15 protein-coding genes are annotated in these 16,552 nt (G+C 73.8%); 7 read left to right on the top strand and 8 right to left on the bottom strand.

What is annotated here, in order from left to right:
• The first annotated feature begins 38 nt into the window (after positions 1-38).
• From truA to JQN70_RS06750, 5 genes are all read left to right on the top strand, one after another.
• Positions 39-875, top strand: coding sequence for a tRNA pseudouridine(38-40) synthase TruA (gene truA, locus JQN70_RS06770; RefSeq protein ID WP_204130664.1), 837 nt, complete (start codon positions 39-41; stop codon positions 873-875).
• A 25-nt stretch (positions 876-900) separates the two neighbouring features.
• Positions 901-1,299, top strand: a complete 399-nt coding sequence (locus tag JQN70_RS06765) for an MmcQ/YjbR family DNA-binding protein (RefSeq protein ID WP_204130556.1) — start codon at positions 901-903, stop codon at positions 1,297-1,299.
• 104 nt (positions 1,300-1,403) lie between these two features.
• A complete protein-coding gene (locus JQN70_RS06760) occupies positions 1,404-3,098 on the top strand; it encodes an ABC-F family ATP-binding cassette domain-containing protein (protein ID WP_204130555.1) in 1,695 nt (564 codons plus the stop codon).
• A 17-nt stretch (positions 3,099-3,115) separates the two neighbouring features.
• The gene (locus JQN70_RS06755; protein WP_204130554.1) at positions 3,116-3,688 is read left to right on the top strand and encodes a TIGR03086 family metal-binding protein; all 573 of its coding nucleotides are present in this window, start codon (positions 3,116-3,118) and stop codon (positions 3,686-3,688) included.
• 115 nt (positions 3,689-3,803) lie between these two features.
• The gene (locus tag JQN70_RS06750; protein ID WP_204130553.1) at positions 3,804-7,310 is read left to right on the top strand and encodes an alpha-amylase family glycosyl hydrolase; all 3,507 of its coding nucleotides are present in this window, start codon (positions 3,804-3,806) and stop codon (positions 7,308-7,310) included.
• A gap of 4 nt (positions 7,311-7,314) precedes the next feature.
• Here the strand turns inward: JQN70_RS06750 and JQN70_RS06745 are convergent, their stop codons facing one another.
• The 8 genes from JQN70_RS06745 to mftA are packed head-to-tail and all read right to left on the bottom strand — an operon-like array spanning position 7,315 to position 13,706.
• Positions 7,315-7,974 (bottom strand): LmeA family phospholipid-binding protein, encoded by a 660-nt coding sequence (locus tag JQN70_RS06745; RefSeq protein ID WP_204130552.1) that lies wholly within the window; start codon positions 7,972-7,974, stop codon positions 7,315-7,317.
• 12 nt (positions 7,975-7,986) lie between these two features.
• On the bottom strand, positions 7,987-9,171 hold the full coding sequence (mftD, locus tag JQN70_RS06740) for a pre-mycofactocin synthase MftD (protein ID WP_204130551.1): 1,185 nt from the start codon (positions 9,169-9,171) through the stop codon (positions 7,987-7,989).
• Positions 9,168-10,604, bottom strand: coding sequence for a mycofactocin biosynthesis glycosyltransferase MftF (gene mftF, locus JQN70_RS06735; RefSeq protein WP_204130550.1), 1,437 nt, complete (start codon positions 10,602-10,604; stop codon positions 9,168-9,170). The genes mftD and mftF overlap by 4 nt, the downstream gene beginning before the upstream one ends.
• Entirely contained in the window at positions 10,597-11,370 is a 774-nt protein-coding gene (locus JQN70_RS06730) for a mycofactocin-coupled SDR family oxidoreductase (RefSeq protein ID WP_204130549.1), read from the bottom strand. Before JQN70_RS06730 ends, mftF begins: the two co-directional genes overlap by 8 nt.
• Positions 11,367-12,089: a mycofactocin biosynthesis peptidyl-dipeptidase MftE gene (gene mftE / locus JQN70_RS06725; protein ID WP_204130548.1), complete on the bottom strand. Its 723-nt coding sequence runs from the start codon at positions 12,087-12,089 to the stop codon at positions 11,367-11,369. The genes JQN70_RS06730 and mftE overlap by 4 nt, the downstream gene beginning before the upstream one ends.
• A gap of 3 nt (positions 12,090-12,092) precedes the next feature.
• Positions 12,093-13,316, bottom strand: a complete 1,224-nt coding sequence (gene mftC, locus JQN70_RS06720; RefSeq protein ID WP_204130547.1) for a mycofactocin radical SAM maturase — start codon at positions 13,314-13,316, stop codon at positions 12,093-12,095.
• On the bottom strand, positions 13,313-13,576 hold the full coding sequence (gene mftB / locus JQN70_RS06715) for a mycofactocin biosynthesis chaperone MftB (protein WP_204130546.1): 264 nt from the start codon (positions 13,574-13,576) through the stop codon (positions 13,313-13,315). Before mftB ends, mftC begins: the two co-directional genes overlap by 4 nt.
• 7 nt (positions 13,577-13,583) lie before the next feature.
• A complete protein-coding gene (mftA, locus tag JQN70_RS06710) occupies positions 13,584-13,706 on the bottom strand; it encodes a mycofactocin precursor MftA (protein ID WP_204130545.1) in 123 nt (40 codons plus the stop codon).
• 294 nt (positions 13,707-14,000) lie between these two features.
• Here mftA and mdo point away from each other — a divergent pair, with 294 nt between their 5' ends.
• Both mdo and JQN70_RS06700 read left to right on the top strand, forming a co-directional pair.
• Positions 14,001-15,293, top strand: a complete 1,293-nt coding sequence (gene mdo, locus JQN70_RS06705; RefSeq protein WP_204130544.1) for an NDMA-dependent methanol dehydrogenase — start codon at positions 14,001-14,003, stop codon at positions 15,291-15,293.
• Between the two features lie 78 nt (positions 15,294-15,371).
• A complete protein-coding gene (locus JQN70_RS06700; RefSeq protein ID WP_204130543.1) occupies positions 15,372-16,547 on the top strand; it encodes an AAA family ATPase in 1,176 nt (391 codons plus the stop codon).
• Positions 16,548-16,552: the final 5 nt, after the last annotated feature.

Genomic DNA, 16,552 nt, shown 5'->3' with positions numbered 1-16,552 from the left:
TCGTCGCGTCCGCTCCCCCCTACGCTGGTCCGGTGACGGTGCGCCTGCGGATCGACCTCGGCTACGACGGCACCGACTTCTCGGGCTGGGCGGCGCAGCCCGGCCTGCGGACCGTCGAGGGGGTGCTGTCCGAGGCGCTGGCGACGGTGCTGCGGGCCCCGGACCCGGTGCGGCTCACCGTGGCCGGGCGCACCGACGCCGGGGTGCACGCACGCGGCCAGGTGATGCACGCCGACGTCGAGGAGGACGCCTACGCGCGGCTGCCCGGGCGCTCGGACCGGGCGCCGGAGGTGGCCGCGGTGGCCCGGCTCTCGGGCGTGCTGCCGGCCGACGTCGTCGTGCACCGGGTGGCCGTGGCGCCGGAGGGCTTCGACGCGCGGTTCTCGGCCCTGCGCCGGCGCTACCGCTACCGGGTGTGCGACGACCCCGCGGCCGCCGACCCGCTGCGCCGCCGCGACACCGTGGTGCTGCGCGACCGGCTCGACGAGGCCGCGATGGACGAGGCGGCGCGCTCGCTCGTCGGGCTGCACGACTTCGCCGCGTTCTGCAGGCGGCGAGAAGGGGCCACGACCGTCCGCACGCTGTTGGAGTACTCGTGGCACCGGGCCGACGACGGGGTCCTCGAGGCCACCGTCGTCGCGGACGCCTTCTGCCACAGCATGGTCCGCGCCCTCGTCGGGTCCGTCGTGCCGGTGGGGGAGGGGCGGCATCCGGTCGGGTGGCCGGCCGAGGTGCTGCGCGGCGGCGTCCGTGACCCCCGCGTCAGGGTGATGCCCGCGCACGGCCTCTCGCTCGAGGAGGTCGTCTACCCGCCGGACGACGCGCTCGCGGCCCGCGCCGACGAGGCCCGGGCGACTCGGACCCTGCCCGGCTGAGCGGGCCGCGCCTACGGTGGGGGTCGTGACCCATCCCGCCCGCTTCGACGACGCCGACCCGCTGCTCGCCCGGGTGCGTGACCTCGCCCTCGCCCTGCCGGGTGCCGACGAGAAGGTCAGCCACGGTCGGCCCACGTTCTTCACGAGGAAGGTCTTCGCCATCTTCGGTGGGGTCGTCAAGGGCGACCACGGCTCGGACGCGCTGCGGCAGGCGCTCGTGTTCCTCCCGGATGCCGACGAGCGGCCGGCTCTCCTCGAGGACCCGCGCATGGTCGTGCCGGGCTACGAGGGCGCCTACGGCTGGCTGGCGCTCGACCTGCGCGGTGACACCGACTGGACGGAGGTGGCCGAGCTCGTCGAGTCCTCGTTCCGGGCCACGGCCCCGGCCCGCCTCGTCGCCGAGCTCGACGCCCGGCCCGACTGATCGCCCAGAACCCACCCAGAACCGCCTCCTCGGGCCCCTCGGAGGTGGGTCCCGGGCAATAAGTGGGTGAACGAGGGGGCCGTCGTCCGGGAGGATGGTCGCTCGTGGGACACCTCGACGTCGGCGCCGTGAGCCTCTCGCTGCCGGACGGCCGGCCGCTGCTGCGCGAGGTGAGCTTCCGGGTCGGTGACGGCACGAAGACCGCGCTCATCGGTCCGAACGGCACGGGCAAGACGACCCTCCTGCGCATCCTCGCCGGCGACCTCACGGCCCACGACGGGGCGGTGACGCGCAGCGGCGGACTCGGCGTCATGCGCCAGTTCATCGGCTCGGTGCGCGACGACACGACGGTGCGCGACCTGCTCGTGTCGGTGGCGCCCGACCCGGTCCGCCTCGCCGCCCTCGCCGTCGACCGCACCGAGCTGGCGATGATGGAGCGCGAGTCCGAGCAGGACCAGCTCGACTACGCGCAGGCGCTCGCCGACTGGGGCGACGTCGGCGGCTACGAGTGGGAGACCCTCTGGGACGTCTGCACCGTCGCGGCGCTCGGCATCCCGTTCGAGCAGGCGCAGTGGCGGCGGGTGGCGACCCTCTCGGGCGGGGAGCAGAAGCGGCTCGTCCTCGAGGCGCTGCTGCGCGGCCCCGACGAGGTGCTGCTCCTCGACGAGCCGGACAACTACCTCGACGTGCCGGCCAAGCGCTGGCTCGAGGAGCGGCTCGTCGAGTCGCCGAAGACGGTCCTGTTCGTCAGCCACGACCGCGAGCTGCTCGACCGCGTCGCCACCCGCATCGCCACCCTGGAGCCGGGGCGGGGCGGCAACTCCGTCTGGGTGCACCCCGGCCGGTTCTCGACCTACGAACAGGCCCGTGAGGACCGCAACGACCGGCTCGACGAGCTGCGCCGCCGCTGGGACGAGGAGCACGTCAAGCTCAAGGAGCTCGTCGTCATGTACCGCGTCAAGGCCAAGTACAACGACGGCATGGCCTCGCGGCTGCGGGCCGCCGAGACGCGGCTGGCGAAGTTCGAGGAGGCCGGGCCGCCCGAGGCCGTGCCGCTGCGGCAGAAGGTGTCGATGCGGCTCACCGGTGGGCGCACGGCCAAGCGCGCCGTCGTGACCACCGGTCTCGAGCTGCGGGTCGACGGGCAGCGGCTCGTCGAGCCGTTCGACGCCGAGATCTGGTTCGGCGAGCGGGTCGGGGTGCTCGGCAGCAACGGCTCCGGCAAGTCGCACTTCCTCCGGCTGCTCGCGGCGGGCGGCTCCGACCCGGACCGCGAGCACCAGCCGGTGGGCGAGATCCGGCCCGAGCCGGTCGAGCACGCCGGTCGGGTGGTCCTCGGGTCGCGGGTGCGCCCCGGCTGGTTCGCGCAGACCCACGACCACGTCGCGCTCCACGGACGGACGCTGCTCGAGATCCTCCACCGCGGCGACGAGCACCGCGCGGGGATGCCCCGCGACCTCGCCGCGCGCGCCCTCGACCGGTACGGGCTGGCGCGGGCCGCCGAGCAGACCTTCGACTCGCTCTCCGGGGGCCAGCAGGCGCGGTTGCAGATCCTCCTCCTCGAGCTCTCCGGGGCGACCCTGCTGCTCCTCGACGAGCCGACCGACAACCTCGACCTGCACTCGGCCGAGGCGCTCGAGGACGCCCTCGTCGCGTTCGAGGGCACGGTCGTCGCCGTGACCCACGACCGGTGGTTCGCCCGCGGCCTCGACCGCTTCCTCGTCTTCCGCGCCGACGGTACGGTGGCCGCCACGGACGACCCGGTGTGGGACGAGGGGCGCGTCCGCCGCGACCGGTGACCGACCGAGGAGCACGGATGGACCCGCAGACCCCCGCCGACCGGCACCGTGAGGTCGCCTCGACCTTCGGCGCGCGGGTCCGCGGCACCCGCGACTGGGACGTGCCGGCCCCGGTGGAGGGGTGGGACGCCCGGGCCGTCGTCGAGCACCTGACGACGTGGTTCCCGGCGTTCCTCGCCACCAGCGGTGTCGCGTTCCCGGCGCAGCCGAGCGCGGCCGAGGACCCGGTCGGCGCCTGGGAGGCGCAGACGGCGGCCGTGCAGGCCCTCCTCGACGACCCGGCCACGGCCGGGCAGCGCCTCGACAACCCGCACCTCGGGTCGATGACCGTGGCGCAGGCGACCGACATGATCTACACGACCGACGTCCTGCTCCACACGTGGGACCTGGCGCGGGCCACCGGGCAGGACGACCGGATGGACCCGGAGGTCTGCGCCGCCCTCGTCGAGGGGATGGCCGGCGTCGAGGAGTCGATGCGCTCCTCCGGGCAGTACGGCCCCCGGGTCCCGGTGCCGGACGACGCCGACCCGCAGACCCGGCTGCTCGGGTTCATCGGCCGCGACCCGTGGTGGCGCCCGCCGGCCGGGTAAAGACTTCGTCAGTTGTCCGCCCCGGGCCTTCATGTAAAGCGTTTTCGCACCTAGGTTTCGACTCGCACGCCCGAGCCGGACGGCCGCCGCCGTCGACCCACCCCGAGGAGCACCGATGCTTCGTCCCCGTCGACGCCTGTCCGTCCTCGCCGCCGGGGCCCTGGTCCTCGCCGGCGCCGTCGTCGGGGTCTCGCCCGCCGTGGCCGACCACACCCCGACGCCCTCCCGGGTGACGCTCATGGGTGACCTGATGAGCGAGCTGGGTTGTCCCGCAGACTGGTCCGAGGACTGCACGGCCACCGACCTGCTGCCCGTCAGTGGGTCGCCGGGGGTGTTCGCCCGCACCTTCACCGTCCCGGCGGGGAACTACCTCTACAAGGTCCGGCTCGACGGGTCGTGGACCGAGAGCTACGGCGACGCGACCTTCGGCCTGCCCGACGGCAACATCCCGCTCCCGGTCACCGCGCCGACGAGGCTGCGCTTCACCTACGACCACGCGACCCACCGGGTGCGGGTGGGCCCGGCGTCCGCGCCGCCGAGCCGGCCGACGAGCACCGACGCCCGTCTCGCGAAGGACGGCCTGCGCAAGGACCTGACCCGCGAGAACTTCTACTTCGTCATGGCCGACCGGTTCGCCAACGGCAGCACCGCGAACGACACGGGCGGGCTCACCGGCTCGCGCAGCAGCACCGGGTTCGACCCCACCGACCAGGGCTTCTACCACGGGGGTGACCTCAAGGGCCTCATGAAGAAGCTCGACTACATCGAGGGGCTCGGGACGACGGCCATCTGGATGACGCCCTCGTTCAAGAACAAGCCGGTGCAGGGCGAGCCGGGGTCGGAGTCGGCCGGCTACCACGGCTACTGGGTCACCGACTTCACCCAGATCGACCCGCACCTCGGCACCAACGCCGAGCTCAAGCAGCTCATCGACCTCGCCCACAAGCGCGGGATCAAGGTCTTCTTCGACATCATCACGAACCACACGGCCGACGTCCTCGACTACCCGTCGTCGGCCTACGACGACCAGGGCCAGGTGCCGTACCGCACGAAGGCGGAGTCGCCGTACACGGACGCCCAGGGCAAGCCCTTCGACGACCGCGACTTCACGATGATCGGTGACGACTTCCCCGAGGTCGACGCCGCCACCTCGTTCCCGTACGTGCCGACCTTCCGCACCGAGGCGGACAAGACGGCCAAGGTGCCGGCCTGGCTCAACGACCCGACGATGTACCACAACCGCGGCACCTCGACCTTCTCCGGCGAGAACAGCGAGTACGGCGACTTCCCGTCCGGCAACCGCTCGGCCCTCGACGACCTCTGGACCGAGCGCCCCCAGGTCGTCCAGGGCATGGAGGACGTCTACAAGACCTGGGTGAAGGAGGCCGGCGTCGACGGCTTCCGGATCGACACCGTCAAGCACGTCAACATGGACTTCTGGAAGCAGTTCGGCCCGGCGCTGCAGGGATACGCGGCGTCGGTCGGCAACAAGGACTTCTTCATGTTCGGCGAGGTCTACGACGCCGACCCGCGGTTCATGTCGCAGTACACGACCGAGGGCCGCCTCCAGGCCACCGTCGACTTCGGCTTCCAGGGCAGCGGGGTGAACTTCGCCAAGAGCAAGCCGACGAGCGAGCTGCGCGACTTCTACGCCCTCGACGACTACTTCACCGACGCCGACTCCAACGCGTACTCGCTGCCGACCTTCCTCGGCAACCACGACATGGGCCGCGTCGGCAGCTTCCTGCGGCAGGAGGGCACGTGGACCGACGCCCAGCTGCTGCAGCGCGACGAGCTGGCGCACTCGCTGATGTACCTGACCCGCGGCCAGCCGGTCGTGTACTACGGCGACGAGCAGGGGTTCTCGGCCCCGAAGGACGTCCCCGGCGGGATCGGCGACCAGCGTGCGCGCGAGGACATGTTCCCGAGCAAGGTGGCGCTGCACAACGACACCTACGACCTCATCGGCACGGACGCCACGACCGCCGACGCGAACTACGACACGAAGCACCCGCTGTACCGGCACATCGCCGAGCTGGCGAAGCTCCGCGACCGCCACCCGGCCCTGGCCGACGGTGCCCAGATCCACCGCTTCGCCTCGAACAGCGCCGGCATCTTCGCCTTCAGCCGGATGGACCCGCAGGAGAAGGTCGAGTACGTCGTCGCCGTCAACAACGCGGAGACGGCGAAGACGGCGACCTTCGCCACCTACCAGCCGGCCCGCAGCACGCTCAAGGCCGTCTGGCCGGCGTCGGCGCCGAAGCACCTGCGGACCGACGCGGAGGGGCGGGTCACCGTCAGCGTCCCGCCGCTGTCGGCCGTCGTGTACCGCGCGACCTCCCGGCTGCGGGGCGACCGGGTCGCACCCCGCCCGCAGTTCGTGGCGCCCGGTGCGGCCGGCATCGTCTCCGGGCGGGCCGAGGTGGGCGTCACGGTGCCCGGTGGCGACTTCACCCAGGTCACCTTCGCCTGGCGGCCCGTGGGCTCGACGCGCTGGCAGGTGCTCGGCACCGACGACAACGCGCCGTACCGTGTCTTCCACGACGTGCGCGGCCTCGCCCAGGGCACGCCCGTCGAGTACCGGGCGATCGCCCGCGACCACGACGGCGACCTCGGGGTCGTCTCGACGAGCGCCGTCGTGGGCCAGCCGCAGCCGCCGGCCGACCCCGGCGTCGTCCTCGGACCGATCACCCAGCCGGGCGCCGTCTCGGTGCCCGGTAGCCACGGCGACGAGATCGGCTGCGCGGCCGACTGGGACCCGCCGTGCGACGCCGTGCAGCTGACCCTCGACGACGACCAGGTGTGGAAGGGCACGTTCACCCCGAAGGCCGGCCAGTACGCGTTCAAGGCGGCCGTCAACCGCTCGTGGGACGAGAACTACGGGGCGGGAGGCAAGCGCAACGGCTCGGACATCGCGTACACGGCCGACGGCAGCCCGGTGTCGTTCTACTTCGACTACCGGACCAAGTGGGTGACCAACACCGCGCTCGACCCCGTGCTCGTGGCGACCGGTGACTTCCAGTCCGAGCTGGGCTGCCCGACCGACGGCGACGCGTCGTGCATGCGCTCCTGGCTGCAGGACCCGGACCGGGACGGCACGTACTCGTTCTCGACGATCGGCATCCCCGCGGGGACGTACTCGGTCTCGGTCGGGTCCACCGGGCCGGTGTCGTTCACGGTGGGCGAGGGGGAGGCCACGACGATCTCGTTCCAGCGCTCGACCTCGACGCTGTCCGTCGACACCTTCGTGCCCGACCTCGGTCCCGACCTCACGACCAAGCGGGCGTCCTGGCTGACGCGCGACCTCGTGTCGTGGAACCTCCCCGACGCCCGCGGCCGGTGGACCTACCGGCTGCACTGGGGCGCGGCCGGGTCGCTGGCGCTCGACGCCGAGACGGTCGGGGGCTCCTCGATCCCCCTGACCCTCGACCCGCGCGGCCTGCCGTCCTCGCTCGCGACCCGGTACCCGGACCTCGCCGACCACGAGGTGCTGCGCCTCGGACGCCACGACGCGCGGGACGCCCGGGCGATCTCGCGGGCCGGGCAGGTCGCGGTCGTCGCGTACGACGAGCTCGGCCGGGTCGTGCAGGCGACCGGGGTCGAGGTCGTCGGGCGGTTCTAGCCGGTCAGCGGCCGATCGTCACGTCGGCGCCGTCGAGGCGCACGGCGAAGCCCACGGGGGTCACCCGGACCTCGCGCAGCACCATGCCGTCGGGCGCACCGGGGACGTCCTGACGGATGGTGACGAGCCGCCGCGCCAGGGCGCTCGCGGCCGAGTCGACGAACGAGGGACCGCCGAGGTCGACGGTCTCGGGCTCGATGAGGAGGTCGCCGCCGGACGCGACGACGCGGCCGGTGGCCCGCAGCGTGACGTCGCGGCCGAGGATGGTCGCCGTGCGCTCGACGCCGGCCAGGCCGTTACCGGCCGGGAAGAGGCGCACCCCGTCGCCGACGCGGGGAGCCACCGTGCCGAACGGCAGGGTCGCGGTGAGGTCGAGGCGCTGGGCGCGCAGGCCGTCCGGTCCGAACCGCACGCCGGTGCCGTCGGCCCGGACGTCGGTGAGCGAGCCCTCCTCGGCGACGACGTCCGCGCTGTCGACCCGCACCGTGCCGAGCCACGTCTCGTCGGCGGCGAGGTCGGCGGGCGCGGAGGGCGAGACGCTCGGTGCGGCCGTGGACGGTGAGGGCGACGCGCCGCCGCCCGAGCCGAGCGAGAGCAGGAGGGCGACGGCCGCCACGGCGAGCACGGCGAGGGTGGTGACCACCCCGAGGAGGAAGCGCTTCACCCGGTCAGGGTGTCACGCGGGCACCGCCCCGAGCGTCCGGGTGAACCCCTCGGGCACGAGCACGTCGTCCGGGGTGAGGTCGTGCACCGAGGCCTTCCCGAGCCCGAGCAGGGCCGAGGAGATGCCACCGGAGAGGATGTCGAGGACGTTCTCGACCCCCGCCTGCCCGTTGGCGGCCAGACCCCAGAGGTAGGCCCGGCCGATCATCACCGCGCGGGCGCCGAGGGCCAGCGCCTTGACGACGTCGCCGCCGCGCCGGATGCCGGAGTCGAAGACGACCTCGACCTCGTCACCCACCGCCTCGGCGATGCCGGGGAGCATCCGGATCGCGCCGGGGATGCCGTCGAGGTTGTTGCCGCCGTGGGTCGAGACCGAGATGGCCGTGACGCCGGCGTCGACGGCGCGGCGGGCGTCGTCGACCCGGCAGATGCCCTTGAGCATGAACGGTCCGCCCCACGCCTCGCGCATCCAGGCGATGTCCTCCCACGACGGCGGCGGCGTGGTCATCCACTCGCCGTAGGCCCCAAAGAAGGTCGGGCCCTTCTGGCCGGGGGCGCCCATGTTCGGTGTGGTGAGGTCCGGCAGGGCTCCGGAGCGGACGAAGTCGAGCAGCCACCGCGGCTTGCGGATGACCTCGGGCGCGAAGGACATCATCGCCCTCGGGGTCAGGGCCTCCGGGATGGTCGGGCTGCCCCAGTCGCGGCCGTGCGAGAACGTCCAGTCGAGCGTGGCGATCACGCCCTTGGCGCCGGCGGCCCGGGCCCGCTCGAAGCGCTGCTCGATCGTGTCGCGCCCGCCGGACCAGTAGATCTGGAAGAAGGTGTTCGGGTTCGCGGCGACGACGTCCTCGATGCTGCTCGAGCCGAACGAGCTGAGCCCGATGGCCGTGCCGCGGGCCGCGGCCGCCCGGGCGACGGCGACCTCGCCCTCGGGGTGGACGGCCTGGACGCCGGTGGGGGAGATGATGACCGGCAGCGCGAGGTCGACGCCCATGACGGAGGTCGCGAGCGAGCGCTCGGCGGGCCCCCCGGCGACGTGCGGTGCGAACCCGAGCTCGGAGAACGCGGCGATGTTGTCCTCGTAGGTCAGGCCGCGCTCGGAGCCGGCGAGCAGGGCCTTGTAGACCGAGCGGGGGAGCCGCTTCTCGGCCCGGCGCTGCGCCTCGGCGACGGTCTCGAACCATCCGGTGCTGCTCATGGGGTGGCCTCTCGTGGGGTGTCGGTGGAGTCGGTGCTGACGGGGGTGCTGCGGGTGCGGAGGGAGGGCAGGAGGGCGCGGGCCGAGCGGGCGCGCAGGCAGCCCCACCAGAGGCCGGCGCCGTAGGCGAGGTCCTCGGCCCGCCGGAGCGCGACGTAGCGGGGCAGGTCGAGGTCCGGGCGGACGCGGTGGTGGTCGAGCACCCCGTCGACGACGGCGGCCACGAGGGCGGCCCGGCGGGCGCGGCGCGAGAACGGCGCGAGGGCCGCGGTGACCGGCCAGTGGTGGCGGACGAGGAGGCCGGCGGTCTGGGTGAGCGTGGCGTGGAGCCCGACGGCGAGCACGGCGACGGCGGCCCGGTGCGGCCGGTCGCTGCCCCGGAGCCGGCGGGCGAGGGACCGCTCGGCGAACGCGGTGGCGGCGAGGGCGACCGGCAGGCTCCAGCGCCGCTGCGCGAGGACGGCCCCCGCCGCGACGGCGGCCCACGGGGCGAGGACGGCCGGCGCCACGGCATCGCCGTGTCGGGCGGCGAGCAGCGCGGCACCGCTGCCGTAGAACGCCTTCCGGCGCAACCAGGCGGTCGTGGTGGTCCGGTGCTCGTGGCGGACGACGACCGACGGGTCGTAGCGGACGACGTGCTCGCGCGCGAGGCGCCACACGAGGTCGACGTCCTCGGCGACCTCGAGCGCCTCGTCGAAGCCGCGTCCGAGCGCGTCCCGCCGTCCGAGCAGCACGGCACTCGGGACGTACGACACCCGGCCGTGCGGGTGCACGCGGGCGGGGGAGGGCCCGAGGTCGAGGGAGGAGCGGGCCGCCTCGAAGCGCGCCAGGACCCCCCGTCCCTCGTCGAGGCCGAGCACCCGGGGCGCGACGAGGGCGACGGCCGGGTCCTCGAGGTGGCGCCGCAGGGCCGCGAGCGCGGCCGCGTCGAGGACGACGTCGGAGTCGACGAACGCGACGACGTCGGAGGTCACGGTGCGCAGGCCGGTGTTGCGGGCGGCGGCCGGGCCCCGGCGCTCGGGGTGGCGGACGTAGCGCGCGTCGTGGCGCCGGCAGACCTCGACGAGGGCGGCGGGGTCGCGGGAGCCGTCGTCGACGACCACGGCCGGCACGCCGCCCAGCCCGGAGAGCAGCCGGTCGAGCGGGCCGGGGCGGTCGAGGACGGGGACGACCACGGTGACGTCGGTCGTCGGGGCGGGGGGCGAGCCGTTCCACCACGGGTGGGCGAGACCGCGGTCGAGGAGCATCCGGGCGACCCGGGCGGAGGTGGGGTCGTCGACGACGAGCGCGTCCCGCTCGTCGAGCCGCTCGAGGGCCGCGGGCCGCAGGTGGACGAGCCGGCCGGAGGACCCCCCGAAGAGGGTGCGGCCGTCGTCGCAGCGGTGGGTGTCGGCGGCGAGGCGCACCCGGAACCCGCGGGGGAGGTCAGCCACGGCCGAACCCCCCGTCCGCGGGGAGGACGGCTCCGTGGACGACCGGCCCGGCCGTGCAGGCGAGCTCGACGACGGCGGCGACCTCGTCGGGGTCGAGGGCGCGCCGTGACGCCTGGTGCTCGGCGAGCGTGGCGACGTCGTCGAGGCCGTAGAGGCGGGCCGTGGCGACGAGCATCTCGGTGTCGGTGGCTCCCGGGGCGACGCCGACCGCGGTGACCGACGTGCCGGCGAGGTCGGCGGCGAGGGCGCGCACGACGCCCGTCGCGGCGTGCTTGGCGACGACGTAGGCGGACAGCCCGTAGAGGCCGCGCTCGCCGGCGACCGAGGTCGTGACGCACACGGTGGGACGGTCGCCGGCCGGGCGGGCCAGGAGGTGCGGGACGGCCGCGGCCGCGAGGTTCCACGCCGTCGCCGCGTCGGCGGCGAGGAGGACGTCACGGACCTCGGAGGCCGTCTCCCACAGGGGGTTCCCGCCGGCGATGACCGATGCGGTGCTCACGGCGACGTCGAGCCGTCCGTGCCGTGCGGCGACGTCGTCGACGGCCGCGCGGGTGGCCGCGAGGTCGCGCAGGTCGAGGTCGGTCACCTCGATGCCGTCGGCGCGGAGGCCGTCGGCATCGACCGCGGTGGCGTGGCGGTAGCCGAGGGTGTCGGTGTCGAGTGCGTCGAGGACGACGACCGGTCCGCGGGCGGCGAGCCGCCGGGCGACGGCGGCGCCGATGCCGCGGGCGCCCCCGCCGACGACCGCGACCGGGCCGGCGCTCACGCCGGCACCTCCGACGAGGTCGGGCGCAGGAGCCGGCCGGCGTCGTCGACGAGCCCGGACCGCACCTGACGGGTCACCCGGTCGACGAGCCGCTCGAGGAGGTCCTCGCCCTCCTCGGCCGTGGCGCCGACCGGGTCGCCGAGGACACCGCCGGGCGAGACGGCGGCCACGCCACCGGCCCGCAGCCGGGGGAGGAGCGCGGCGACCGGCTCGACCGGCCCGGCGGCGGCGGCGTCCATCCGGACCGTGTCGGGCTCGAGGGCGAGCAGCAGCGAGGTCTCAGCGCGACCGGCGTGGGCGTCCCACCCCGGCTCGGCGCACGAGGTCCACGCGACGTCGTGCGACTCGCGGCGCAGCTGCCCCACGGCCCGGTCGAGCGCCTCGGCGTTGCCCCCGTGCCCGGTGACGAGGACGACCGGACCGCACCAGCGCCGTACCGAGCGGACGAGCTCGACGACGAGGTGGACGAGGGCCTCGGTGCCGATCGACACGGTGCCCGGGAAGTCCTCGTGCTCGCCGCTGGCGCCGTACTCGACGACGGGCGCGACGAGCACCGGGCGGTCGTCGAGCCGCCCCGCCACGGCGTCGGACACGGCGCGGGCGACCGCCGAGTCGGTGCGCAGCGGGAGGTGCGCACCGTGCTGCTCGAGCGCCCCGAGCGGCACGAGGACCGTCGCGCCGCGCAGGTCGGCGCCGGAGGTGCGCGTGCCGAGGTCCACGGGTCAGCCCGTCGTCAACGGGTCCCGGCCGGCGCCGAGGGGGCTCTCGTCGCACGGAGAGGCCGGTGGGCGGCGGGCGATCGTCACGGGGACGGGGGCGTTGCGCACCGGACCGCTGTGGCTGTGGTCCTGGGAGGGTGCCGGTCGGGTGCCGTCGGCGACCGCCGCCAGTGCACCCGTGGCGTTGCCCTTGACGCACTCCGGGTCGGGGCCGTCGAGCGGCAGCCCGGTGAAGAACTTGGCCGCCATGCAGCCTCCCCGGCAGGCGTCGTACGCCGAGCAGCGGGTGCAGGCGCCACCGGTCTGCGGCGAGCGCAGGTCTGCGAAGAGTGGGGCGTCGCGCCACACGCTGCCGAACCCGTCGCCACGCACGTTCCCGGCGAGGAAGCGGTCGTGGATGGCGAACGGGCAGGCGTAGACGTCGCCGACGGGGTCGACGAGGCAGACGACCCGGCCGGCGCCGCAGAGGTTGAGGCCGGGCAGCGCGTCGCCGTAGGCGGCGAGGTGGAAGAACGAGTCGCCGGTGAGCACGCCCTTGCCGTGCGCGACGAGCCAGTCGTAGATCTCGCGCTGCTGCTCGGGGAGCGGGTGCAGCTCGTGCCACACGTCGGCGCCGCGGCCGGCCGGGCGCAGGCGGGTCAGCCGCAGCATCGCCCCGTGCTCGTCGGCGATCTCCTTGAACCGGTCGAGCTGGGGGACGTTCTCGCGGGTGCAGACGACCGAGAGCTTGGTGTCCTGCATCCCGGCGTCGCGCAGGTTGCGCAGGGCGCGCAGGGCGGCGTCGAAGGTGCCGGCGCCGCGGACGCGGTCGTTGACCTCGGCGGTGGCGCCGTCGAGGGAGACCTGCACGTCGACGTAGTCGGTGCGCGCCAACCGCTCGGCACGCTCGGGGGTTATGCGGAAACCGTTGGTGGAGAACTTGACCCCGACGTGGTGGGCGACGGCGTGGTCGACGATCTCCCAGAAGTCGGGACGGACGGTGGGCTCGCCGCCGCCGATGTTCACGTAGAACACCTTCATCGCCTCGAACTCCTCGATGAGCCCGAAGCACTCCTCCGTCGTCAGCTCGCGCGGGTCACGGCGGCCGGAGGAGGAGAGGCAGTGCACGCACGCGAGGTTGCAGGCGTAGGTGAGCTCCCAGGTGAGGCAGATGGGGGCGTCGAGGCCGTGCTCGAAGTGGTCGACGAGCCGGGTCCCGGTGGCGGGGCGCTCGGGGGCGAGGGTCATGCGGTCCTCCTCGTGATCATCCGCTGCTCGGCGAGCCGGTGCAGCGCGGCGTCGAAGCCGGCGCGCTCGGCGGCCGGGACGCCGGCGCGCTCGAGGGCGTCACCGACGGTCGGGGCGTCGGCCAGGCCCTCGACGACCGCGACGAGGCGCCGGTCCTTGAGGAAGGTCAGGCGCCGGGTCGTGAAGTCGTAGAGCAGGGCGCCGAACGGCTCGGGGCGGATGGCCACCGAGCCGTTCAGCTCCCAGGGCTGCTCGAGCACGGCGGCCTCAGTAGACGCCGCACATGCCGTCGATCGACACGTCCTCGACGAGGGCGTCGGCGAGCAGCTCCTCGCGCCCGGCCTCGGTGGCCTCGGTGGTCGTGTCCTGGCCCAGGTCCTCGGGGGTCATGGCGACTCCTTCCCAGCTGCGTCGGTGGTGGCCGGACCCCGTCGTGGGGCCGTCACCCCACGCTAGGAACGGGCGCCGTCGCGGCCCACCCGTCGCCCGCACGGGCGCGGCCTGCCGGACCGGGCAGGGGAGGGGTGGCCACCTGCCCGGTCGGTGGGGTGCGACCACCGTCCGGCGAAGGGGCCCGGCCCGGGCGGGGCGGGCGGTTTCCACGACCTCGTCTACCCACGCCGGGCGGCCGTCCCTAGCGTCGAGGTCGCTGGTCCGAGACTGCCTCAACGAGGAGGATGTTCCATGCAGGTCGACGAGCTACTGAAACCGTTCCCCATCAAGGAGTTCCACCCCTTCCCCCGCGCGCTCATGGGCCCGGGCGCCCACGAGATGATCGGTCCCGAGGCCCTCAAGCTGGGCTTCCGCAAGACCCTCGTGATGACCTCCGGCCTCCGCGGCACGGACGTCGTCCACAAGATCGTGGAGTCGATGAAGTACCACGGCCTCGAAGTCGTCGTGTACGACAAGGTCGAGTCCAACCCCAAGGACTACAACGTCATGGACGCGGTGTCGCTCTACCAGGACAACGAGTGCGACTCGTTCGTGTCCATCGGTGGCGGCAGCTCGCACGACGCCTGCAAGGGCGCCCGCATCGCGGTGGCCCACGACGGCCGCAACGTCAACGAGTTCGAGGGCTTCAACAAGTCGGAGAACCCGAAGAACCCGCCGCACATCGCGGTCTCGACGACGGCCGGCACGGGGTCGGAGACGTCCTGGGCGTACGTCATCACCGACACGACGACCGACCCGGACAACCCGCACAAGTACGTCGCGTTCGACGACGCGTCGGTGACGACGCTGGCCATCGACGACCCGGTGCTCTACTACGACTGCCCGGTCGACTACACGGCCCAGTGCGGCTTCGACGTCCTCGCCCACGCGAGCGAGCCCTACGTCTCGCGGCTCAACTTCGAGCCCTCGCTCGGCAACGCGCTGCGGGCCATCAAGCTCACGGCGGAGAACCTGCGCCAGGCGGTCTGGAACGGCCAGGACCTCGCCGGCCGCCAGGGGATGATGTACGCGCAGTACATCGCCGCGCAGGCGTTCAACTCCGGCGGCCTCGGCATCATCCACTCGATCAGCCACGCGGTGTCCGCGTTCTACGACACCCACCACGGGCTGAACAACGCGATCGCGCTGCCGCGGGTCTGGGCCTTCAACATGCCCACCCAGTACAAGCGGTTCGCCGAGATGGCCGAGGCGATGGGCGTCGACACCTACGGGATGACCGACGTGCAGGCGGCCGACGCCGCGCTCGAGGCCGCCATCCGGCTGCTGCGCGACGTGGGCATCACCGAGAAGTTCACCGACGTCACCGCCGACACGTACTCGAAGAACCGTCTGGGACAGGGCCCGACGAAGTTCTACGAGAACGCGAAGACGATCACCGGTGACGAGGCGGACGTCGACCGCATCACGAACCACGTCCTCGGCGACGCCTGCACCCCGGGCAACGCCAAGGAGTGCACCTTCGAGACCGTGCGGCCGGTCGTGGACCACTGCATGAACGGTGACCTCGACGACCTGCTGTCGTGACGACCCCGGTGCCGCCCGGCGCGCGACGCGCCGCCGGGCGGCACCGGCACCATCCCCACCGACGCCGCTGGAGGACCCGTGACGGACACCGACCCAACGCCCACCACCTTCGCGAGCGTCGAGGACGCGCGCGAGCGGCTGCGGGAGGTGGGGTACCTCACCGACGACCGGCTCGCGACGACGGCGTTCCTCCAGTCGGCACTCGGCAAGCCGTTGCTCCTCGAGGGGCCGGCGGGCGTCGGCAAGACCCAGCTGGCACAGAGCGTCGCCGCCGCGACGGGCCGACGGCTGCTCCGGTTGCAGTGCTACGAGGGGCAGGACGAGACCAAGGCCCTCTACGAGTGGGACTACGGCAAGCAGCTGCTCTACACGCAGATGCTCCGCGACAAGATCGGGCAGGTCGTCGAGGACGCACCGGACATCGGCAGCGCCGTCGAGCGGATCGCGGCCCAGGACAGCGTGTTCTTCTCCGAGCGCTTCCTCGTCGCCCGCCCGCTGCTGGAGGCCATCACGTCCGAGGACCCGGTCGTCCTGCTCATCGACGAGGTCGACCGGGCCGACGAGGCGCTCGAGGCCGTCTTCCTCGAGCTGCTCGCCGAGTTCCAGGTGTCTGTGCCGGAGGTGGGCACGTTCGTCGCCGCGAGCACGCCTCTCGTCGTCCTCACGTCGAACAACACCCGCGACCTGTCGGCCGCGCTCAAGCGCCGCTGCCTGCACCTGTTCCTCGACTACCCGTCCGCGGAGCGCGAGCTCGAGATCATCCGGTCCAAGGACACCGGCCTGGCCGATGCGCTCGCCGAGCAGCTCGTCGGGGTGGTCCGTGGCCTCCGGGGGCTGGAGCTGCGCAAGGCCCCGAGCATCTCGGAGACCATCGACTGGGCCCGGACGCTCGCCGTCCTCGGGGTCACCGAGCTGTCGGCGCCGGTGCTCGCCGAGACCCTCAACGTCGTCACGAAGTACGAGCGCGACCTCGGCCTGGCCACCCGCGAGCTGCCGCGGCTCGTCGACCCGAACCAGACCGTGCCGGAGGACCGGGGCCACGGGCACGGGCACGGGCACGGCCACGGGCACTCCCACGACGACGCCGACGGCCCGGACGGACGTGACGTGCGGGCCGGGAAAGACCAGCCCGGGCGCCACGACGAGGCGTACTACGGGTCCCCGAGCGCCGGTGCAGCAGAACCGAAGCGGGTCGCGCCGGGGCAGGGGCAGCGCTCGTTCCGCGGGGGCGGCGCCAAGAAGCGGCCGGTCTAGGAGGC

This window comes from Phycicoccus sonneratiae (assembly GCF_016887965.1).
Taxonomy (GTDB): Bacteria; Actinomycetota; Actinomycetes; order Actinomycetales; family Dermatophilaceae; genus Phycicoccus; species Phycicoccus sonneratiae.
The sequence above is the reverse complement of the archived record's forward strand: the minus strand, read 5'-3'. Positions and strand labels throughout refer to the sequence as shown.

What these genes read in the sequence shown, in the direction of transcription:
- JQN70_RS06755 (WP_204130554.1), top strand. Translation starts at nt 3,116, where the DNA reads ATGGACCCGCAGACCCCCGCCGACCGGCACCGTGAGGTCGCCTCGACC.
- JQN70_RS06750 (WP_204130553.1), top strand. Translation starts at nt 3,804, where the DNA reads ATGCTTCGTCCCCGTCGACGCCTGTCCGTCCTCGCCGCCGGGGCCCTG.
- mftD (WP_204130551.1), bottom strand. Translation starts at nt 9,171, where the DNA reads ATGAGCAGCACCGGATGGTTCGAGACCGTCGCCGAGGCGCAGCGCCGG.
- mftC (WP_204130547.1), bottom strand. Translation starts at nt 13,316, where the DNA reads ATGACCCTCGCCCCCGAGCGCCCCGCCACCGGGACCCGGCTCGTCGAC.
- mftA (WP_204130545.1), bottom strand. Translation starts at nt 13,706, where the DNA reads ATGACCCCCGAGGACCTGGGCCAGGACACGACCACCGAGGCCACCGAG.
- mdo (WP_204130544.1), top strand. Translation starts at nt 14,001, where the DNA reads ATGCAGGTCGACGAGCTACTGAAACCGTTCCCCATCAAGGAGTTCCAC.